This window comes from Calidifontibacillus oryziterrae (assembly GCF_000331575.1).
Lineage (GTDB): Bacteria > Bacillota > Bacilli > Bacillales > Bacillaceae_J > Calidifontibacillus_A > Calidifontibacillus_A oryziterrae.
Window position 1 is genome coordinate 572,230 of record NZ_KB223527.1, and the last position, 17,392, is coordinate 589,621.

Sequence of the window (17,392 nt, forward strand, 5' to 3'; positions counted from 1 at the left end):
CCTACCTATTTACAAAAAATGTGTTTTCCAATTTTTTTGATTTGCGGCCGTCCCCAAATCCATGCTGAAGTTGCCGTGTCAGGATTAAAATAATAAATGGCATTCCCGGTTGGATCCCACCCGTTAATGGCATCAATGACAGCTTTTTTTGATATTTCATTTGGTGTTAGCCAAATTTGGCCGTCAGCAACCGCTGTAAATGCCCCAGGCTCAAAAATAACTCCAGAAACAGAATTAGGAAAAGCTGGTGCATTTACGCGATTTAAAATAACTGCCGCAACAGCAACTTGACCTATATATGGTTCTCCTCTTGCTTCACCGTGAACCGCGTTTGCCATGAGCTGGATATCATTTTGTGAGTACCCATTTGGCATATTTACCGCTGTAGGTGTAGCAGGCGTTTGTGTTGTCGTTCTTGTATTCTGTTGCGGGTTTGTTTTCACTTGCTGTTCTTTTGGTGTACCTCCATAATACGTAAATTCATTTCCTTTATTAATTTGGGTTTTTACATGCCACTCATCATATTTTGAAGCATTTGCTAATTTTAGTTTTGTAGTCGGACCAGCTAACCCATCAATCGGCAATCCAAATTCAGACTGAAAATTGCGAAGCGCCCAATATGTACCCCAACCAAATACACCATCAATTTTACCTTTATAAAAGCCTAAATATTGTAGCCTTGCCTGTAGTTCTATTACATCTTCACCAACAGAACCTATTTGAATAACCTGGGGTGAAAATGCGTTTACTTTATCGTCAACAGTTGATGAGGATATTCCAATAATTATCGTTAAGAGTACTAAAATTGAAATTGTATATTTAGACCGCATTATACCTGTCCATCCTCCTTTAACAATGATTACTATTTGTATTTTCTGTTTAAACTGCTATTTTATTCATTAGAAAAACACGATGCCGAAACAGCAATTATTGCTGTCGTTTCTTAATTTCCTAAACCATAAAAAAACCGCCCCACATATTGGGACGGCGCATGCCTATTGAGAAATATTATGATTTTCCTTCAACGAAGTTATGAGCGTAGGGTCATCGAGTTGATTTGCCTCTTTCACTTTACGTAAAGCTTTTATCCATAATAAAATCATAAATGGTACCATAATAAACAACCAGTTTTTGGCTGCGGATAATAGGATAAAATCATAGGTTCCATGCAATAAAATCGGCATAAATAAAGAAAGAGTAATCCATGTTATTCTTGTAGAGCTATTTTCAAACTTAGCTCTGCCTAAATAAAAACCCATTAAAACACCAATAAGGGCATGGCTTGAAACAGGAAGCAACGCTCTACCAAAAGCAAATTCTATTCCATTTGCAAATAAATACAAAATATTTTCAACTGTTGCGAATCCTAACGATACGGAGACAGCATAGACAATTCCATCATATCGTTCATTAAAAACAGCATGTTTAAAAACTGTGAAATACAAGATAAACCATTTAAAGAACTCTTCCAATAACCCTGATAAAACAAATGCATTGCTCCAATGATTGACTAGTAACCCTTCTGTCATAAAGGCATACTGAATAAACATAATCGGAAAAACTAACAATGCACCTAGTATAAATGTTCTCAATACCATGCCTATCGGTTCGACATCATATTTATCTTTTAAATAAAAATAGCAAAGCAAAGCAAGACCAGGAGCAATCCCGCTTGAAATTATAGCTATCATAAGTTAAAATAATCCTTTCTAAAAGCATTATTTTTCACCTTTTATCGTAACACGATATACATATTAGTTAAAGAGAAAGAGTTTTCAGAAAGTATCAATATAAGAATTCTTTTTCTACGTCGGTGATATCACTTGCTAATAAAACTGCTAACTTTAATCTTGCTTTCTTACTATCATAATCTCTCCCAAGGATAACACCGTGTGCTTTTAAATCCTGTGTGCTTCCTTTATAATCATAAACAGTATGAACTTCTCCTTCCTCCGCACTTGTTGTTACGACAATAATTATTCCATTTTGAATTGCTTTCTTAATAGAGTCCATCATTTTGGGCGCGACCTGTCCTCTTCCTACACCTTCTAATACAATCCCTTTTACATTGGTATTTATACAGCAATCAATAAACTTCCCATCTGCATCTAAATAGGCTTTAATAATTTCAACTTGTGGTAAAGGTTTTACAACACTATAGTAATCACGTTCTAAAGGCTTTTGATAAATATATACCCTTTCACCATCTATAATACCTAAATAACCAAACCCAAATGAATTAAATCCTTGTAAGTTCGAAGCATGTACTTTTTTAACATACTTAGCTGAAAATATCCTTTCATTAAATACTACAACTGTTCCAAATCCTCTTAACCTATCGTCACAAGCTGCATAAATAGAATGTCTAATATTAATATATACATCACTACCTAATTGATCTATTGCACGCTGTGAACCGGTTATCACCACTGGTCTATTGTCCGAAATCGTTAAATCTAAAAAGTACGCTGTTTCTTCAAGACTGTCTGTACCATGAGTTATAACAACTCCATCAATATCTTTACTCTTGAATATATCTTGAATTTGATTTTTAAGAATTATTAAATGCTCAAAGGTGACATGCATACTTGGTAATTGAAATAATGAATGTATTACTACTTCTATTCCCTCCGGTAATCCGCTAAGAGTTACAACCTCCTCACCAGTCAATTCTCCCGACACATACATCCCCTTTTCATTTTTCTTACTTGCTACTGTTCCACCAGTAGTAAGTAAAGCTACTTTTTTCATGACAATCATCCTTTTAGTAAGCAGTCTATCTATCTACATTTTGTTATTATTGTTACTTTTCTTCATCTTATTCTTGACTAAAACGAAAAAACTCTCATTGACTGAGAGTTTAACACAATTTTTTTGTAATTTGATTGGCAATTTGTTCACCATGAAAGCGACCATTTTCAATAAAAATTTCATTAGCGTTATTACCTGCAGCAATAACCCCTGCGATGAAGGCTCCCTTTACATTCGTTTCCATTGTTTGTGGATCATAAATCGGTCTCCCCGTGCTTTCATCAACGTCGATACCTATTTTTTGTAAGAATGTGTGGTCAGGTTTATAACCTGTCATAGCTAACACAAAATCATTTTTTAACACTTTCACGTCACCGTTTACAGTATATACAACTTCATTCTCTGTTATTTTCTGTACATTTGCATTATATTCCATCGTAACATAACCGTTTCGAACGAACGATTCAAATTCAGGTAGAATCCAAGGCTTTATACTTCCAGAAAACTGTGCACCGCGATATAGGACCGTAATCGTCTTTGCGCCTGCCTTGTGCAGTTCTAAGGCTGCATCTATCGCTGAATTTTTGCCCCCAATAATAACTACATCTGTATCATAGTAAGGGTGGGCCTCTTTAAAATAATGAGTTACCTTTGGGAGATCCTCACCGGGAATATTCAAATAATTAGGATTATCATAATAGCCAGTTGCAATGACAACATATGGGGTTTCATATTTACATTGTTCTCCATTCATTTTAACCGTATGAACGATAAAATCATTGTTGTTTACCTTTTCGATTTGAAGAACCCTTTCAAACGTATTAACATTTAGAGCTTTTCTTTTTACTACTTCCCGATAATACGCAAGCGCTTGATTTCTCGTTGGCTTTCTTTGCTCAGAAACAAATGGTACATCACCAATCTCGAGTCTTTCACTTGTACTAAAAAATGTTTGATGAGTAGGGAACTCATAAACCGCATTAACAACATTTCCTTTTTCAATGACAAGCGGGTTTAAGCCTTTTTCCTGAAGAGCTATCGCTGCTGCCAATCCACATGGACCGCCTCCAACAATAATTACATCCTCTTTAGTCATATTGTCCTCCTTCAGTATTGCCTTCTATTCTCCAATTTTAATGATAGGGAAATTACAATTAACATGCAAGAACAAAAGCCATAGGCGCCCTGCTTAGCTACGTATAAACTAAGATCGCATCGACTGAGATAAACAAAACATGTCGAGGGACGAGTCGATGTTGACTTATCGCAAAAGAGATGAGCGAAGTTTACTAGTAGCTAAGGCGCTTGCGCTGGACGACTACTCTCTGTGCTATAGTATTTATCCACAGGATCAAATTTTATAATTTCCTAAACAAGAACAAAAGAAGCTGCCCAAAGGTCAGTCATTTTGACTTGGGCAGCTTCTTATCTATGTTTATCATTTTAATTAAGACTTACATTTAAATCCAACCTCTGAAACGTGAGGCCTCGGCCATCTTCCGAACTCCTACCATATACGCAGCTAACCTCATATCAACCTTACGGTTTTGGGATGTTTCGTATACATTATTAAAGGCTTTTACCATTACCTTTTGTAGCTTCTCTTCTACTTCTTCCTCTGACCAATAATATCCTTGATTGTTTTGCACCCATTCAAAATAGGAAACTGTTACTCCGCCAGCACTTGCTAGCACATCTGGAACAAGGAGAATATTCCGGTCTGTTAATATTTTTGTCGCTTCTAGTGTTGTCGGTCCATTTGCAGCTTCTACTACAATTTTCGCTTTAATATTATTTGCATTTTCTTCGGTTATTTGATTTTCAATCGCTGCAGGTACTAAAATATCACATTCTAATTCTAATAATTCTTTATTAGTAATTGTATTTTTAAATAACTTAGTTACCGTTCCAAAACTATCACGACGATCTAATAAATAATCAATATCTAAGCCTTTTGGATCATGGAGTGCACCATATGCATCAGAAATACCGATAACTTTTGCACCTGCATCATGCATAAATTTAGCTAAGAAGCTACCTGCATTACCAAAGCCTTGAACGACAACCTTTGCACCTTTAATATCTATACCTTTTTTCTTTAATGCTTCATAGATACAAATAGTTACTCCTTTTGCAGTTGCTGATTCACGACCATGTGATCCGCCAAGTACTAATGGTTTTCCAGTAATGAAGCCTGGATTGTTAAATTCATCGATCCTGCTATATTCATCCATCATCCACGCCATTATTTGAGAATTTGTAAATACATCTGGTGCTGGTATATCCTTAGTAGGACCAACGATTTGACTAATTGCTCGGACATATCCACGGCTCAAATTTTCCAACTCTCGAAAAGACATTTCACGAGGATCACAAACGATACCACCTTTACCACCACCATATGGCAAATCAACAATTCCACATTTTAAACTCATCCAAATTGATAAAGCCTTTACTTCTTTCTCCGTTACACCTGGATGAAATCGAACTCCACCTTTAGTTGGCCCGACAGCATCATTATGCTGTGCGCGGTAGCCTGTATATATTTTTATTGATCCATCATCCATTCGTATCGGAATTCGAACCGTCATCATCCGCAATGGCTCTTTTAAAAGGTCATAGACTTCTTGTGAATATCCAAGTTTATCTAATGCATTTTTAATAACGGTTTGAGTGGATCGTAATACATCATGTTTGTCTTCGTTCCCTGCTTTGTCGGCTACCATGAATTAACCTCCCATTATTTTACCAATTAATTATGGTTATTTTTTGCTTACATTTAAATAGTATACATATCGTTTTTATTGTTGCAATGGTTTTGAACTATTTTAATTCTTTAACTGTTAACTGAACTAATTTCTCGATCATATCCTCATAACTTAAACCCATTTCACGAGCGGCATCAGGAAATAAACTTGTTGGCGTCATACCTGGCAACGTATTAACCTCTAACACTACCGGTAAGCTCCCATCAAATGGCACGATAAAGTCTGTTCGAGAATATGTTTTGCACCCCAAGGTTTGATGAGCTAGGACTGCATTTTTTTGTAAGTAATCCGTTATTTCATCACTAACTCTCGCAGGAATAATATGGTCACTCATTCCTGGTGCATATTTGGATTCATAATCGTAATATTTATTTTTTGGAACAATTTCAATTACTGGTAATGCTTGTTCCTTCCCTAATTCACCTAGCACAGCAACCGTTACTTCCATTCCACCAATAAATTCCTCTATTAAAACGTCATCATCATATTTGAATGCATCATCTATTCCCTGTAATAACTCTTGTTCATTATGAGCTATGGTTAAGCCTATCGTTGAACCCTCACGTACAGGTTTCACAACTGCTGGAAAGGTTAATTCAAATGAAAATTGATTACGATTATAAGTCGCACGGTAAATAGTTTGGTCTTTGGCAACTCGAATGCCTTCTCTTTCAAACATACGTTTTGATTTTACTTTATCCATTGCAAGAGCTGATCCTAAAACACCTGAGCCGACATAAGGAATATTAAGCATATCTAAAAAACCTTGAAGTCTACCATCTTCACCAAAGCGCCCATGTAGTGCAATGAATACAAGGTCTACGTCTAAATTTATAAGCTCATGTAGTCTACTTGGATTAAAATCAATCCCAACGACCTCGTATCCCTTTTTCTGTAATGCATTCATTACTCCTTTTCCAGAAGAAAGTGATACGTCACGCTCTGCAGATGTTCCACCATATAATACTGCAATTCTCATAACCGTTTTTTCACTCCTTAAGTGTACTCAACTACTATTTTATTCCTTTATTTAAGAGTAGTACGTAATTATATATTAATAATGTAATAACACTATCATAACATTTGCAAACGAGTTTCCTGCATCTTTTATTCACTACTTTTCAAAATAAAATAATTATATACTTGTTCGATCGCTTTTTCTTTCATTAATTCCTTACCATACTCGATCACACGATAAATAGTAATTGTTGCTGGAGAACCGAATTCTGACAAGAGGGCAATGATATTTTCAGTATTATGACCATTTAGCTCAAATTCTTGTATTTCTAGATAAAATTGATCTTGATAAGAATACAACTTACCATCTGTAATCCCTAATAAAAATAAGCGGGAACTTAACGAAATTATATCTTCAAATGAGTAAAACTCATAAAAAATATCATCACTTTCATCCACGGTTACTTGCATTTCAATATAGTCATCATTATATTCATCATCTTGTTCCTCAACCGAAGTGTCTTTTGTCACTATTATGACCATTCCTTGAGCCTGCAGAGAGTATACCTCAATTGCGATCGGGCCATCAGCTTCAAAGCCTAGTTCATCGCTAGCTTCATTCATCATATCGCGAAAAAGTTGATGAACCTTTTGATTATCATGCCATAAATCCTCCTTCGTTAACCCTCGTTCTCTAAGGTCATCAAAGGTAAGAAAAATTTTAATTTTATTATAATTTAATCGTTCTAGCCTCATGAGCCACCCTCCCTTACCATCAACTCTCATACAATCTCATCATTAGTATATGGAGTGTTTCTTAAGATGGTTCTTATTGTAGGAATTTTAACCTCCATCTTACACTGTGAAAGAGGTGATAGACAAGCATTTTTATTTGCCACAAAGGCATAATTTAAATTTTTTGACATAAAACAACCACTACAACCCATAAAATGAAGTGACTTCGCATGCCATCATATACGCTCCTAATACCATTGAACTTTGATGCCATGTGTTCAGACCTTACTATATAAAGGAGGACAAAAAATGTTTACTACAAGGAAAAGTTGGTATCCTTTTGTGAGTCCTTTCGATCCTTGCCCACCAATTACTTGTAAACAATATGTGACACCGCCAAACTTATATATTCCATTCCAACCACCTGGTATGCAGCAATTCACACCAAAACAAGCCTTATATGCAGGAACACTTTGGCCAGCGTTTTATGACCCATTTTTTAATTCCCGCGAAATGAAAATGAGGGAGGCGGACACTGATGCATAAACAACTGTCACAGGAATATTACCTGCTCTTAGAAGAGTTACAAGCGATTGATTTTGTTCTTGTGGAATTAACATTATATCTAGATACACATCCAAATGATCTCCAAGCGATTGAACAGTTTAATCAATGTGCGCAAAAAAGAAAACAAATTGCAAAACAGTATGAATCCAAGTTTGGTCCTCTTCTTCAATTTGGTCATAGTTATTCACGATATCCATGGGATTGGAAAGATACTCCATGGCCATGGCAGGTGTAATTGAATACTTAGCAGCAAATAAAAAAGAAACTGGGGGGAACAAAAGTTATGTGGATTTACGAAAAAAAGCTACAATATCCCGTAAGGGTTAGTCAATGTAATCCGATGTTAGCGAAGTTTCTTATTGAGCAGTATGGTGGAGCGGATGGCGAACTTGCTGCAGCTCTCCGCTATTTAAATCAAAGATATTCGATTCCGGATAAAGTAGTTGGATTATTAACAGATATTGGAACAGAGGAATTTGCCCATCTCGAAATGATCGCTACAATGGTATATAAGCTAACGAAGGATGCTACACCTGAACAAATGAAGGCTGCTGGTTTAGCACCTCATTATGCTGATCATGATAATGCGCTATATTATCATAACGCTGCTGGTGTGCCATTTACTGTAACATACATTCAAGCAAAAGGTGATCCAATTACAGATTTATACGAGGATATTGCTGCGGAGGAAAAAGCGAGAGCTACCTATCAATGGTTAATTAATTTATCTGATGACCCGGATATAAATGATAGTCTTCGTTTTCTTCGTGAAAGGGAAATCATTCATTCCCAACGGTTCCAGGAAGCGGTTGAAATACTTAAGGAAGAGCGAGACAAGAAAAAATACTTTTAAATAAACGAAAGCGCCCGACTAGGCGCCTTCGTTTTATTTTGGGTTTTCATAATATAAATTGATATCGTATTTCTCCCTCATTTCCTGAAAAAAAATATGCCGATTTTGCCACCTTTCTCCTTCAGGCCACAATTCCTCTGCCCTTTGAATCATTTCACAGCGTAATGAATGATATTCTTGTTCTGCTTTTTCGGACTTCTGTTTTAAAGCATTTATGCGAAAATGAGTGGTAACCACAATTAAAATGAGAAAATAATGATTTACGTTGTTGATTAATTGTGAAATTAGTAAGTTGTACTGATTCCAATTTGGAACAATAGTAAAAATAGTGATGTAGGCAAGTAATAACGTTGCTGAAGCAATATAAAGTAAATTGAAAATCTTCAGTTCCCTTTCTTTTTTCGTCAGTTTCAATTTTAATTTTTGTAAATCATTGATCATAATCTTTCCGACTTCATCCATGTTTGGGTTCTCCATAATCTTCACTCCAATTTAAATTACCTTATCATAATAAATGATATTCCATAGTACAACTGCTAGAACAAAAAAACCTTAAGATATCCTTTTAAGATATTCTTAAGGCTACTTCTTTTCGGTAACGGGAATTTTTAATTTTTGTCCGGAATAGACGGTACCGTTTGCATCAAGGCCATTTGCTTTCTTTATAATTGCCTCGCCATTTCTATTGTGAAAATAGTTCATTGATATACGATATAAAGTCTCACCTGGTTTCACAGTATGGATAATATAAGATGTATCATCAGCAGGCTGAACACTTTCTGAAGTCTCTTCAGTACGTTTGCTACCTTGTTGATCGTCATGATTAACACTCAATTCTTTAGTGGGAGTCTCACTTTCGATTTGATTCTTAGGCTCAAAAATATCAGGCGTATTCTCGTCTTTTTCGGGCGCAAACTCATATTCATCCTTTACCTCAGGTTCTACTGGCTCTGTATTTTCCATTTCTACGACATCAACAATAGAATTATCTAATGGCTCTGATTTTGTTTCTTCGAAATCATTTTCCCAATACAAATGATAAATTGGAATGAAACAAACAATTAAAATAAAGACTAATGCCAAAAATCGTACGATTGGATAACGAATTCGGATTTTTGTCTTCTTGTCTTCTTTATGCCGGTGAACCTCACTTCGTGGTGGTAATTTGGAAACATCAATCATTTCGTTTTGTTTATTTTCAACAATCAAATGATTATCTTCCATTCTTTTTCTTAGCGCTTCAGCCTGATCAAAAGAATCTTGATTTTTTGATGACATAACAATCACCTCTGATTATGAAACATTTCTAGTTTTTTGAAAGCGTAAAATTAAAGCAGAAGCAAAATCTATTAGAAAATGCATAAATATCGTTACATTTATATTTGCAGTCAGTTCATAAATCCAACCAATAAAAAAACTTAAACTAACGACCGCTGTAAATAATACCCATTTATATAAGTAGCGGATATGTAAAATTGCAAAAATAGAACTAGCAATAATTAAACCAAAATGAGTTTGAATCATTCCGCGAAAAAAAAATTCCTCAGAGAAAGCGACTAACATACATATGATAAAGCTATGCCATACCGGTCTGTTTTTAAAAACTTTCTCGTTAATTCCCCCATCGTCGTACATTTCCCTAGGGAGAACTTTCATTAATATAACATCTATTCCTATAACAATAATAGCACTTCCACCGCCAAATAGAAGAATTTCTTTTATATCCCACTTCCAAATATGTAAAAATGATGCTAAATCCCCAAACAAAAAAAATCCCAGGACTATGGCAAGTAATAAAATGGAAAATTGAGTGAAATACAGGTGAAAAAGTACTTCTTTGTCCTTCATATTTTGAATTAACTCAACTTGACGATTTCCCATTCCCTTATCACCACATTAAAAATAATTGTTTATATTATTTTATCTTACTATCCTTTGCTTTAACTAGTAAAAATGTAAGAATAATGATATGAATATTTTTCTAATAAGGTTTAAAAAACATTCTCAATGCACTTTACTATTGAAAAGTTTGAGAAAGCGATTTACAATGTTTATGAGTATTAAAAATAGCTCTATGGGGTTATAAAATTTTATAAATTGTGGGAGGTTATTTCATGGCAAAGTATACGATTGTTGACAAAGAAACTTGTATTGCGTGTGGAGCATGTGGAGCTGCAGCTCCGGACATCTACGATTATGATGATGATGGCATTGCATATGTAACATTAGATGACAACCAAGGTATCGTTGAAATACCAGATGTATTAGTGGATGATATGATGGATGCTTTCGAAGGATGTCCAACTGATTCAATCAAAGTTGCTGACGAAGCATTTGATGGCAACCCTAATAAATTTGAATAAGAAATACATAAAACCTCTCAACTAAGTTGAGAGGTTTTTTCCTATTTTTGTATATAATCGTTTCACATTTCATTACCGTAAACCCGCATTGACACTTGTTTTTAATTATGTTAAATTATCAAAAAATTAATGCAAAGAGGGGTATGACTATGTACAAAATACTAGTATCAGATGTAATGAGTCCTGAAGGCTTATCACCTTTGCTAAATGCCGACAATATTGAAGTAGTTCAGAAAAAAGTAACAGAAGTAAAAGACGAATTGGACCAATTTAGTGCTTTATTAGTTCGTAGTGCAACGAAAGTTACCGATGAATTGTTAGATCAAATGAAAAATCTTAAAATAGTTGCACGAGCTGGTGTAGGTGTTGATAACATTAATATTGATGCTGCAACGAAACATGGTGTTGTTGTTGTAAATGCCCCTGATGGAAATACCATTTCAACTGCTGAACATACATTCGCAATGATGGCTTCATTAGTTCGGAAAATCCCTCAAGCGGTTGCATCTACTAAAGCTGGCAAATGGGAAAGAAAGCTATTTGAAGGAACTGAACTTTATGGAAAGTCACTAGGCATTATCGGTTTTGGTAGAATTGGTACTGAGTTGTCAAAACGAGCGCAAGCATTTGGAATGACCGTTCGCGTCTACGATCCGTTTTTAACTCAGGCAAGGGCTGACAAGCTAAATGTGGAATCTGTTACTTTAGATGAGATATTAGTGAAATCTGACATTATTACTGTTCATACTCCTTTGACAAAAGACACAAAAGGTCTATTAAACCATGAAACCATTGGAAAAACTAAACATGGCGTTTTTTTACTAAATTGTGCACGCGGTGGTATAATCGACGAAGAAGCTTTAGTTGACTATTTGGAAAGTGGCCATATAGCTGGAGCAGCACTTGATGTATTTGTGCAAGAGCCAACCCCAAATGAACGATTACTAAATCAAAAAAATCTAATTTGCACTCCACATTTAGGTGCTTCAACTGTGGAAGCACAATTAAATGTTGCCGAACAGGTTTCTCAAGAGGTTCTAAATTTTTTAAATGGAAATCCTGTAGCAAACTCTATTAACCTACCAACAATTTCGAAAGAACTATATCAACAAATACAACCCTATTATGAGCTTTCTAAAAGCATGGGATCACTAATTTCTCAATGTATGAAAGAGCCAATCCAAGAGATGGAAATTTCTTATGGTGGTAAAATTGCAGATCTTGATACAACACTTTTAACTAGAGTTTTATTAGCCGGTTTCTTACGTCCACGTGTTGATACTTTTGTTAATGAGGTAAATGCAACAATGGTTGCAAAGCAACGAGGAATTAGCTATGCTGAACGAATTTCCAATGATACAAATGGCTATTCGAATATTATCACTGTCAAAGTAAAAGGTGACCGTTCGTCGTTCTATATTAAAGGGACTTATGTAAGTGAATATGGTCCACGAATTGTAAATATGAATGGCTTTAACATAGACTTTAATCCTACTGGTAACCTTCTGTATACCCAACATGCCGACAAACCGGGAATGATCGGAAAAGTAGGAAATATCCTAGGAGATCATGGAATAAATATTGCTACGATGCAAGTGGGAAGAAAAGAAGCAGGCGGAGAGGCGATCATGATGCTTTCCTTTGATAAGCCTGTCGAGGACACAATTGTTGACAACCTTGCAAGAATAGAAGGTATGGAATCCATCAAAAAAATTGAGCTTTAAGGAACAAAAGCGCAAGCGCCCCGCTTAGCGACGAATAAACCGGAGCACATCGCCTGAGATAAAGGAAACACGACGAGGAACGAGTCGATGTTGACTTATCGCAAAAGAGATGAGCGAAGTTTACTAGTCGCTGGGCGAGGGAGCTGGATTCCAAAGCACAAAATTATATACTTTCTTTCTTATCTTTTAAATCTTTTAAAAAAAGAGGAAGCTGGCAAAAAACCAGCTTCCTCTTTTTAGTATCCCATTGGGTTGACAGCAATCGGTACATGTATAGGTTTACTTAGTTCGTATGGTCCGATTATATCTACTGCTGCATTTTCAAATTGCACTGCATCAAATCCAAATTCTTTTGCTGTCATTAATATAGCCTCAATCATAATTTTATACTTTGACTCATTCATTAAGGGGGTTCCGTCTTCGAATGCTATCGTAACCTTTCCACTTTCATTTTCAATGATGACATTCGAAAACTGTACTTCTTCCGGAATTGATGGTGTAACCTCTCGAATCTCCAGATCAGTTGTTGATTTCATCGCAGCTAAAGCCTTTGTAAAATCATTCTCTCTCGGAAATGGTACTAAAAACGGCTGTATTTGCTCATTCGGTTGGTATAGATAATACACATTTTCAGTTTCCTCATTTGTAAGATTTAACTCATTTAAATCGCCATAATTCCCTAGCGTAATACCTGGTTTCCCTGCTGTCGTAAATTCAACTACATCGTACCCAAGCTGTCTAAAGGTTTCCTTGACGGTTGCTATAAAAATAACTTCCATCGCTGAACCTTTTCCAAACGAATGGTCTGCAGGAACATCAAGAATTATCTTTTTGTCTCCATTCGTTGTTTGCCCTTCACTTAACGATACGTCCTCAAGTATATATTGTGATAATCCCCACTCCTGCTCATTTAAGAGCTCATTTATCGTTTCGACTTGAGCTAATTTTTCACCTTTCGGCACTGTAAAACTTAGTGGGACAACAAACATTATGTTTTCATCAGGTACAGCTACAGTTATCACCTCTTCCTGCTCTGGAATAACAGAAAGTACCCTAGATTCAGATTCAGGCGCTATACTAAATAGCCGCATTTCAGCTCCCAATTGACCAGCTTCATTTTCTATCGGTGCTTTATCTTTCGCAATTGGTTCCTCCATTAACTTAACCTGTGAATTCTCCATCGTGCTATTTTGTTGAAGGAACGACGGAACTACTAATGCAAGTAATAATAGTGCTGCAACTGAAGCAAATGCTGGAACAATCCATGAAGGTTTTTGTTTTTTTCTATTCTTGTAAGTAGGTCTATCCTCTGCTATTTTCTCTTCTAAACTTGAGGAGATACTTGCAAATAGCTGTTCGGGAGTCTGGTGATCCCTTACTTTTGGCATGCTTTGGAGTAATTGTTCTAGTTTGTTTTCATCAAAAGTAAACTTATCCATTTGGTATCCCCTCCTTTTTATAGACTTCCTCCATTAACGTTCTTAATACCTTAAGTCCTCGATGTTGAGTTGTTTTGACCTTGCTTTCTGTCCACCCTAAAACATCAGCTGTTTCTGAAATTGAAAATGATTGAATATAGCGAAGTACAAGGACAAGCTTTTGATCTACTGTACAATTTTCCATACACTTATACATAAGTCTAATTTGTTCATTTTGCATGGCGATCTCTTCCGGAAGTGGTGATTCATCCTTGAGCAAATAATGAACAGTTTCTTCATCAATAGCAGTACCATGTGCTGTTCTCTTTTGTTTTCGAAACCAATCTATCGCCACATGCCTAGCAATTGAAAAAAGCCATGTTTTTTCACTACTTCTTCCCTCAAATCGATTGTAGGATTTGAGTACTTTAATATATACCTCTTGAACGAGATCTTCAGCTAGTTCCCTACTTTTTACCATATAAAATAAAAACTGAAAAAGGTCGTGATGGTAACTATCATACAACCTTTGAAAAATGTCTCTCATGGTAGTTGAACCCTCCCGTTCTCTCATTTAGTCGCCCAGAAAAAGAAAAAGTTACATTTCAACCATCAAAAAACCCTTCCAACTTATAACATTTTACTATATTACAAGAGATAAAAAAAGAAAGGATATTAAGTCTCCTTCCTTCCAATTCAATCTATATACAAATTTTTATGAGCGTGGTATAAAAAATGAAAACGTAGTACCCTCTCCTAACCTACTATGAACAGAAATTTCACCATTATGGGTTTCAACGATATTTTTCGCAATTGCAAGTCCAAGTCCAGTGCCAGAACGGCCTCTTGTTCTTGCTTTATCAGCCTTATAAAAACGTTCAAACACATAAGGCAAATCCTCTTCCGGAATTCCCGAACCTGAGTCCTCGATAGAGATAAAAATACCTTCATCCCTAGAATCCACAACAAGTGAAACAACTCCACCTTCACCTGTATGACGGATCGCATTGTCAATTAGATTCGTCAATACTTGTTCAATCCGGTCCCCATCAATCTTTATTACATCATCTTTATCTTTAACATGTGCTTTTAACTCCACCCCATGTTCTTTTGTAACACCTTGAAATTTCCGGATAATTCTCTCAAAGTATGGTGCGATTGGGATTTCTTCTAAATGTAACTTCATATTACCTGATTCCATTCGTGCGAGATCAAGCAGCTCGTTAACTAAGCGTCCCATACGTAGAGATTCATCATAGATGATTTGAGCAATTTCTCTTTTTTCTTGATCCGTACTAGCGATATCATCAACGATTGCTTCACTATAACCTTGAAGCATCGACAAAGGTGTTCGTAATTCGTGAGATACATTGGCAATGAAATCGTCACGAAGCTTATCTAGCTTCCTTTCTTCTGTCATATCCCGTAATACAGCAACTGCTCCACGCACTGCCTCTTGATCATATAATGGAGTCATTAATATGACCCAGCTTCTGCCTTGTGCGGATATTTCTACAAGTTGTTCCTTTTCTGTTAGAATTACCTTCTCAAGGATACCTTTCATTTTCGTAGGCAGCTTTTGCACATCCTCGTTATCAAGCTCATTTTCATAATTGAATGATTGTAAGAATCGCTTTGCTGGTGGATTCGAAATAAGAATGTCACCATAGCGATTTAACGTAATAACCCCATCTGCCATACTGCTTAATATGCTCGTCAATTGTTCCTTTTCTTGATTTAATGCTTCAATATGAAATTCTAATTGCCTTCCCATACGATTAAAGGCTAATGCTAATTCACCAATCTCATCATGTGTTAAGATTGGAACCTTTGAGTTAAACTTACCTTTTGCCATTTCAAAGGCTGCTTCTCTCATAATTCTTAACGGTGCCGTAACCCTTGATGAAAGGAAGAAAGCAAAAATCGTTGTCAAAACAATCGCAATTCCAGCACTTAAAAGAATCATTTTCGTTGTTTCTTTTGATGTTTGACCTACTACATCTAATGATTGATAAAGAAAGACAGCACCTTTTTTTTCCCCTATTCGACTTATTGGTACACCAACAATTAATATTTCATTATACATTTCATTACTTTTGTTAATAATATTTGGTGGATAGACAATTTTTGTAGCTTTTTCTCCATCTGTCATAACCATCGCTAAGTCAACATCGTTTTTTATAAAATCTATTGGTAAATCTGCTAATTTTTCGTCATTAGGAGAATACCAATATTGACCATCCTCATCAATTACAACCCCTTTAGACGATGGATCAATAATCGCCCATGCAATTGAAAAGGCTAAGTCACGTTGTTCATACTCCTCTAAGACCGTAGAAATCCTTGTTGCAATTTCATTTAACTCCTCTCCAGCATCATTCACATGGAGGGTCTCAAAAAATTGTAACAAAAGTACGGTTAATATAAACAACACAAATGATACTAATAAAAGAATTGTAAACCATAGTTTACCAACAACACTTTTCCATAACCAAAACATTACTCGGACACTACCTCAAATTTATAGCCCACACCCCAAACTGTAACGATCATTTTTGCAGCACTTGACGATACTTTGTTTAGTTTTTCTCTTAACCGTTTTACATGAGTATCAACTGTACGCAAATCCCCAAAAAATTCATAATGCCAAACTTCCTTTAATAATTGTTCACGGTCAAATACTTTGTCTGGTGCCTTTGCCAAGAAGTACAGAAGTTCATATTCCTTTGGCGTTAAACTTACGTCTTTCCCGTCTGCTGTGACACGATGAGCGTCATTGTCTATCGTTAAATGCGGATACACAATCACATCTTTTGTAGACGTTTCCGTTTGTAAAAACTTTGTTGGCGATGATCTTCGAAGTAACGCTTTTACCCGCAGTACAACTTCACGTGGGCTAAAAGGTTTTACAATATAATCATCCGTTCCAACTTCAAAGCCTTGGACTCGATTTGTTTCTTCACCTTTTGCGGTTAGCATAATAATCGGGGTAGCCTTTTTCTCTCGCAATTGTTTACAAACCTCAAGTCCATCCATCCCAGGCATCATAATATCTAATAATATTAAATCATAGTCAAACGAGGTAGCTTTCACTAAGGCTTCCTCACCATTTTCTGCTTCCTCAATTGTATAATCTTCCCTTTCAAGATACATACGTAATAAGCGGCGAATTCTTTCTTCATCATCAACAATTAAAATTTTCGAGTTTTGATTTTCCATTGAATTAATTCCCCCTTCAAAAAAGGACAGTGTATGT

General features: G+C 35.8%; 19 protein-coding genes. 5 read left to right on the forward strand and 14 right to left on the reverse strand.

What is annotated here, in order from left to right; translation table 11 throughout:
* Positions 1–5 precede the first annotated feature (5 nt).
* The 7 genes from sleB to D612_RS0111435 all read right to left on the reverse strand — a co-directional run bounded on the left by sleB (position 6) and on the right by D612_RS0111435 (position 7,232).
* Complete coding sequence (sleB, locus tag D612_RS0111405) at positions 6–830, reverse strand: spore cortex-lytic enzyme (RefSeq protein WP_017755607.1); 825 nt, start codon at positions 828–830, stop codon at positions 6–8.
* A gap of 165 nt (positions 831–995) precedes the next feature.
* Positions 996–1,691, reverse strand: a complete 696-nt coding sequence (gene prsW / locus D612_RS0111410) for a glutamic-type intramembrane protease PrsW (protein WP_017755608.1) — start codon at positions 1,689–1,691, stop codon at positions 996–998.
* 94 nt (positions 1,692–1,785) lie between these two features.
* On the reverse strand, positions 1,786–2,751 hold the full coding sequence (locus tag D612_RS0111415; RefSeq protein WP_017755609.1) for an asparaginase: 966 nt from the start codon (positions 2,749–2,751) through the stop codon (positions 1,786–1,788).
* 109 nt (positions 2,752–2,860) lie between these two features.
* Entirely contained in the window at positions 2,861–3,847 is a 987-nt protein-coding gene (locus D612_RS0111420; protein WP_017755610.1) for a YpdA family putative bacillithiol disulfide reductase, read from the reverse strand.
* A 364-nt stretch (positions 3,848–4,211) separates the two neighbouring features.
* Complete coding sequence (locus D612_RS0111425) at positions 4,212–5,477, reverse strand: Glu/Leu/Phe/Val family dehydrogenase (protein WP_017755611.1); 1,266 nt, start codon at positions 5,475–5,477, stop codon at positions 4,212–4,214.
* 97 nt (positions 5,478–5,574) lie between these two features.
* On the reverse strand, positions 5,575–6,498 hold the full coding sequence (locus D612_RS0111430) for a D-alanine--D-alanine ligase family protein (protein WP_017755612.1): 924 nt from the start codon (positions 6,496–6,498) through the stop codon (positions 5,575–5,577).
* Between the two features lie 128 nt (positions 6,499–6,626).
* Positions 6,627–7,232 carry a genetic competence negative regulator gene (locus D612_RS0111435; RefSeq protein ID WP_017755613.1) on the reverse strand — a complete coding sequence of 202 codons (606 nt, stop codon included), beginning with the start codon at positions 7,230–7,232 and terminating at the stop codon, positions 6,627–6,629.
* Positions 7,233–7,520: 288 nt separating this feature from the next.
* Here D612_RS0111435 and D612_RS0111440 point away from each other — a divergent pair, with 288 nt between their 5' ends.
* Genes D612_RS0111440 through cotJC form a run of 3 tightly spaced genes read left to right on the forward strand, consistent with a single transcriptional unit; the run spans position 7,521 to position 8,631 of the window.
* A complete protein-coding gene (locus D612_RS0111440; protein ID WP_017755614.1) occupies positions 7,521–7,757 on the forward strand; it encodes a spore coat associated protein CotJA in 237 nt (78 codons plus the stop codon).
* A complete protein-coding gene (locus D612_RS0111445; protein WP_017755615.1) occupies positions 7,750–8,013 on the forward strand; it encodes a spore coat protein CotJB in 264 nt (87 codons plus the stop codon). Before D612_RS0111440 ends, D612_RS0111445 begins: the two co-directional genes overlap by 8 nt.
* Before the next feature lie 48 nt (positions 8,014–8,061).
* Complete coding sequence (gene cotJC, locus D612_RS0111450; RefSeq protein ID WP_017755616.1) at positions 8,062–8,631, forward strand: spore coat protein CotJC; 570 nt, start codon at positions 8,062–8,064, stop codon at positions 8,629–8,631.
* A 33-nt stretch (positions 8,632–8,664) separates the two neighbouring features.
* Here the strand turns inward: cotJC and D612_RS0111455 are convergent, their stop codons facing one another.
* The 3 genes from D612_RS0111455 to D612_RS0111465 form a co-directional block, all read right to left on the reverse strand.
* The gene (locus D612_RS0111455) at positions 8,665–9,108 is read right to left on the reverse strand and encodes a DUF2663 family protein (RefSeq protein ID WP_017755617.1); all 444 of its coding nucleotides are present in this window, start codon (positions 9,106–9,108) and stop codon (positions 8,665–8,667) included.
* A 105-nt stretch (positions 9,109–9,213) separates the two neighbouring features.
* Positions 9,214–9,909, reverse strand: a complete 696-nt coding sequence (locus D612_RS0111460) for a LysM peptidoglycan-binding domain-containing protein (protein WP_017755618.1) — start codon at positions 9,907–9,909, stop codon at positions 9,214–9,216.
* A gap of 15 nt (positions 9,910–9,924) precedes the next feature.
* Positions 9,925–10,512, reverse strand: a complete 588-nt coding sequence (locus D612_RS0111465) for a CPBP family intramembrane glutamic endopeptidase (RefSeq protein WP_017755619.1) — start codon at positions 10,510–10,512, stop codon at positions 9,925–9,927.
* 233 nt (positions 10,513–10,745) lie between these two features.
* On the opposite strand from D612_RS0111465, the gene D612_RS0111470 reads away from it, so the two are divergent.
* Both D612_RS0111470 and serA read left to right on the forward strand, forming a co-directional pair.
* Positions 10,746–10,994, forward strand: a complete 249-nt coding sequence (locus tag D612_RS0111470) for a ferredoxin (RefSeq protein ID WP_017755620.1) — start codon at positions 10,746–10,748, stop codon at positions 10,992–10,994.
* A gap of 149 nt (positions 10,995–11,143) precedes the next feature.
* Positions 11,144–12,718: a phosphoglycerate dehydrogenase gene (gene serA, locus D612_RS0111475; protein ID WP_017755621.1), complete on the forward strand. Its 1,575-nt coding sequence runs from the start codon at positions 11,144–11,146 to the stop codon at positions 12,716–12,718.
* Between the two features lie 236 nt (positions 12,719–12,954).
* Here the strand turns inward: serA and D612_RS0111485 are convergent, their stop codons facing one another.
* From D612_RS0111485 to D612_RS0111500, 4 genes are all read right to left on the reverse strand, one after another.
* Positions 12,955–14,157 (reverse strand): GerMN domain-containing protein, encoded by a 1,203-nt coding sequence (locus D612_RS0111485; RefSeq protein WP_017755623.1) that lies wholly within the window; start codon positions 14,155–14,157, stop codon positions 12,955–12,957.
* On the reverse strand, positions 14,150–14,683 hold the full coding sequence (sigX, locus tag D612_RS0111490; RefSeq protein WP_017755624.1) for an RNA polymerase sigma factor SigX: 534 nt from the start codon (positions 14,681–14,683) through the stop codon (positions 14,150–14,152). The genes D612_RS0111485 and sigX overlap by 8 nt, the downstream gene beginning before the upstream one ends.
* 168 nt (positions 14,684–14,851) lie before the next feature.
* On the reverse strand, positions 14,852–16,636 hold the full coding sequence (locus D612_RS0111495; RefSeq protein ID WP_017755625.1) for an ATP-binding protein: 1,785 nt from the start codon (positions 16,634–16,636) through the stop codon (positions 14,852–14,854).
* Complete coding sequence (locus tag D612_RS0111500) at positions 16,636–17,355, reverse strand: response regulator transcription factor (RefSeq protein WP_017755626.1); 720 nt, start codon at positions 17,353–17,355, stop codon at positions 16,636–16,638. The genes D612_RS0111495 and D612_RS0111500 overlap by 1 nt, the downstream gene beginning before the upstream one ends.
* Positions 17,356–17,392 lie beyond the last annotated feature (37 nt).

What these genes read in the sequence shown, in the direction of transcription:
- D612_RS0111455 (WP_017755617.1), bottom strand. Translation starts at nt 9,108, where the DNA reads ATGGAGAACCCAAACATGGATGAAGTCGGAAAGATTATGATCAATGAT.
- serA (WP_017755621.1), top strand. Translation starts at nt 11,144, where the DNA reads ATGTACAAAATACTAGTATCAGATGTAATGAGTCCTGAAGGCTTATCA.
- prsW (WP_017755608.1), bottom strand. Translation starts at nt 1,691, where the DNA reads ATGATAGCTATAATTTCAAGCGGGATTGCTCCTGGTCTTGCTTTGCTT.
- D612_RS0111485 (WP_017755623.1), bottom strand. Translation starts at nt 14,157, where the DNA reads ATGGATAAGTTTACTTTTGATGAAAACAAACTAGAACAATTACTCCAA.
- D612_RS0111420 (WP_017755610.1), bottom strand. Translation starts at nt 3,847, where the DNA reads ATGACTAAAGAGGATGTAATTATTGTTGGAGGCGGTCCATGTGGATTG.
- D612_RS0111470 (WP_017755620.1), top strand. Translation starts at nt 10,746, where the DNA reads ATGGCAAAGTATACGATTGTTGACAAAGAAACTTGTATTGCGTGTGGA.
- D612_RS0111495 (WP_017755625.1), bottom strand. Translation starts at nt 16,636, where the DNA reads ATGTTTTGGTTATGGAAAAGTGTTGTTGGTAAACTATGGTTTACAATT.
- sleB (WP_017755607.1), bottom strand. Translation starts at nt 830, where the DNA reads ATGCGGTCTAAATATACAATTTCAATTTTAGTACTCTTAACGATAATT.
- sigX (WP_017755624.1), bottom strand. Translation starts at nt 14,683, where the DNA reads ATGAGAGACATTTTTCAAAGGTTGTATGATAGTTACCATCACGACCTT.
- D612_RS0111435 (WP_017755613.1), bottom strand. Translation starts at nt 7,232, where the DNA reads ATGAGGCTAGAACGATTAAATTATAATAAAATTAAAATTTTTCTTACC.
- D612_RS0111440 (WP_017755614.1), top strand. Translation starts at nt 7,521, where the DNA reads ATGTTTACTACAAGGAAAAGTTGGTATCCTTTTGTGAGTCCTTTCGAT.
- cotJC (WP_017755616.1), top strand. Translation starts at nt 8,062, where the DNA reads ATGTGGATTTACGAAAAAAAGCTACAATATCCCGTAAGGGTTAGTCAA.
- D612_RS0111415 (WP_017755609.1), bottom strand. Translation starts at nt 2,751, where the DNA reads ATGAAAAAAGTAGCTTTACTTACTACTGGTGGAACAGTAGCAAGTAAG.
- D612_RS0111460 (WP_017755618.1), bottom strand. Translation starts at nt 9,909, where the DNA reads ATGTCATCAAAAAATCAAGATTCTTTTGATCAGGCTGAAGCGCTAAGA.
- D612_RS0111465 (WP_017755619.1), bottom strand. Translation starts at nt 10,512, where the DNA reads ATGGGAAATCGTCAAGTTGAGTTAATTCAAAATATGAAGGACAAAGAA.
- D612_RS0111425 (WP_017755611.1), bottom strand. Translation starts at nt 5,477, where the DNA reads ATGGTAGCCGACAAAGCAGGGAACGAAGACAAACATGATGTATTACGA.
- D612_RS0111430 (WP_017755612.1), bottom strand. Translation starts at nt 6,498, where the DNA reads ATGAGAATTGCAGTATTATATGGTGGAACATCTGCAGAGCGTGACGTA.
- D612_RS0111500 (WP_017755626.1), bottom strand. Translation starts at nt 17,355, where the DNA reads ATGGAAAATCAAAACTCGAAAATTTTAATTGTTGATGATGAAGAAAGA.
- D612_RS0111445 (WP_017755615.1), top strand. Translation starts at nt 7,750, where the DNA reads ATGCATAAACAACTGTCACAGGAATATTACCTGCTCTTAGAAGAGTTA.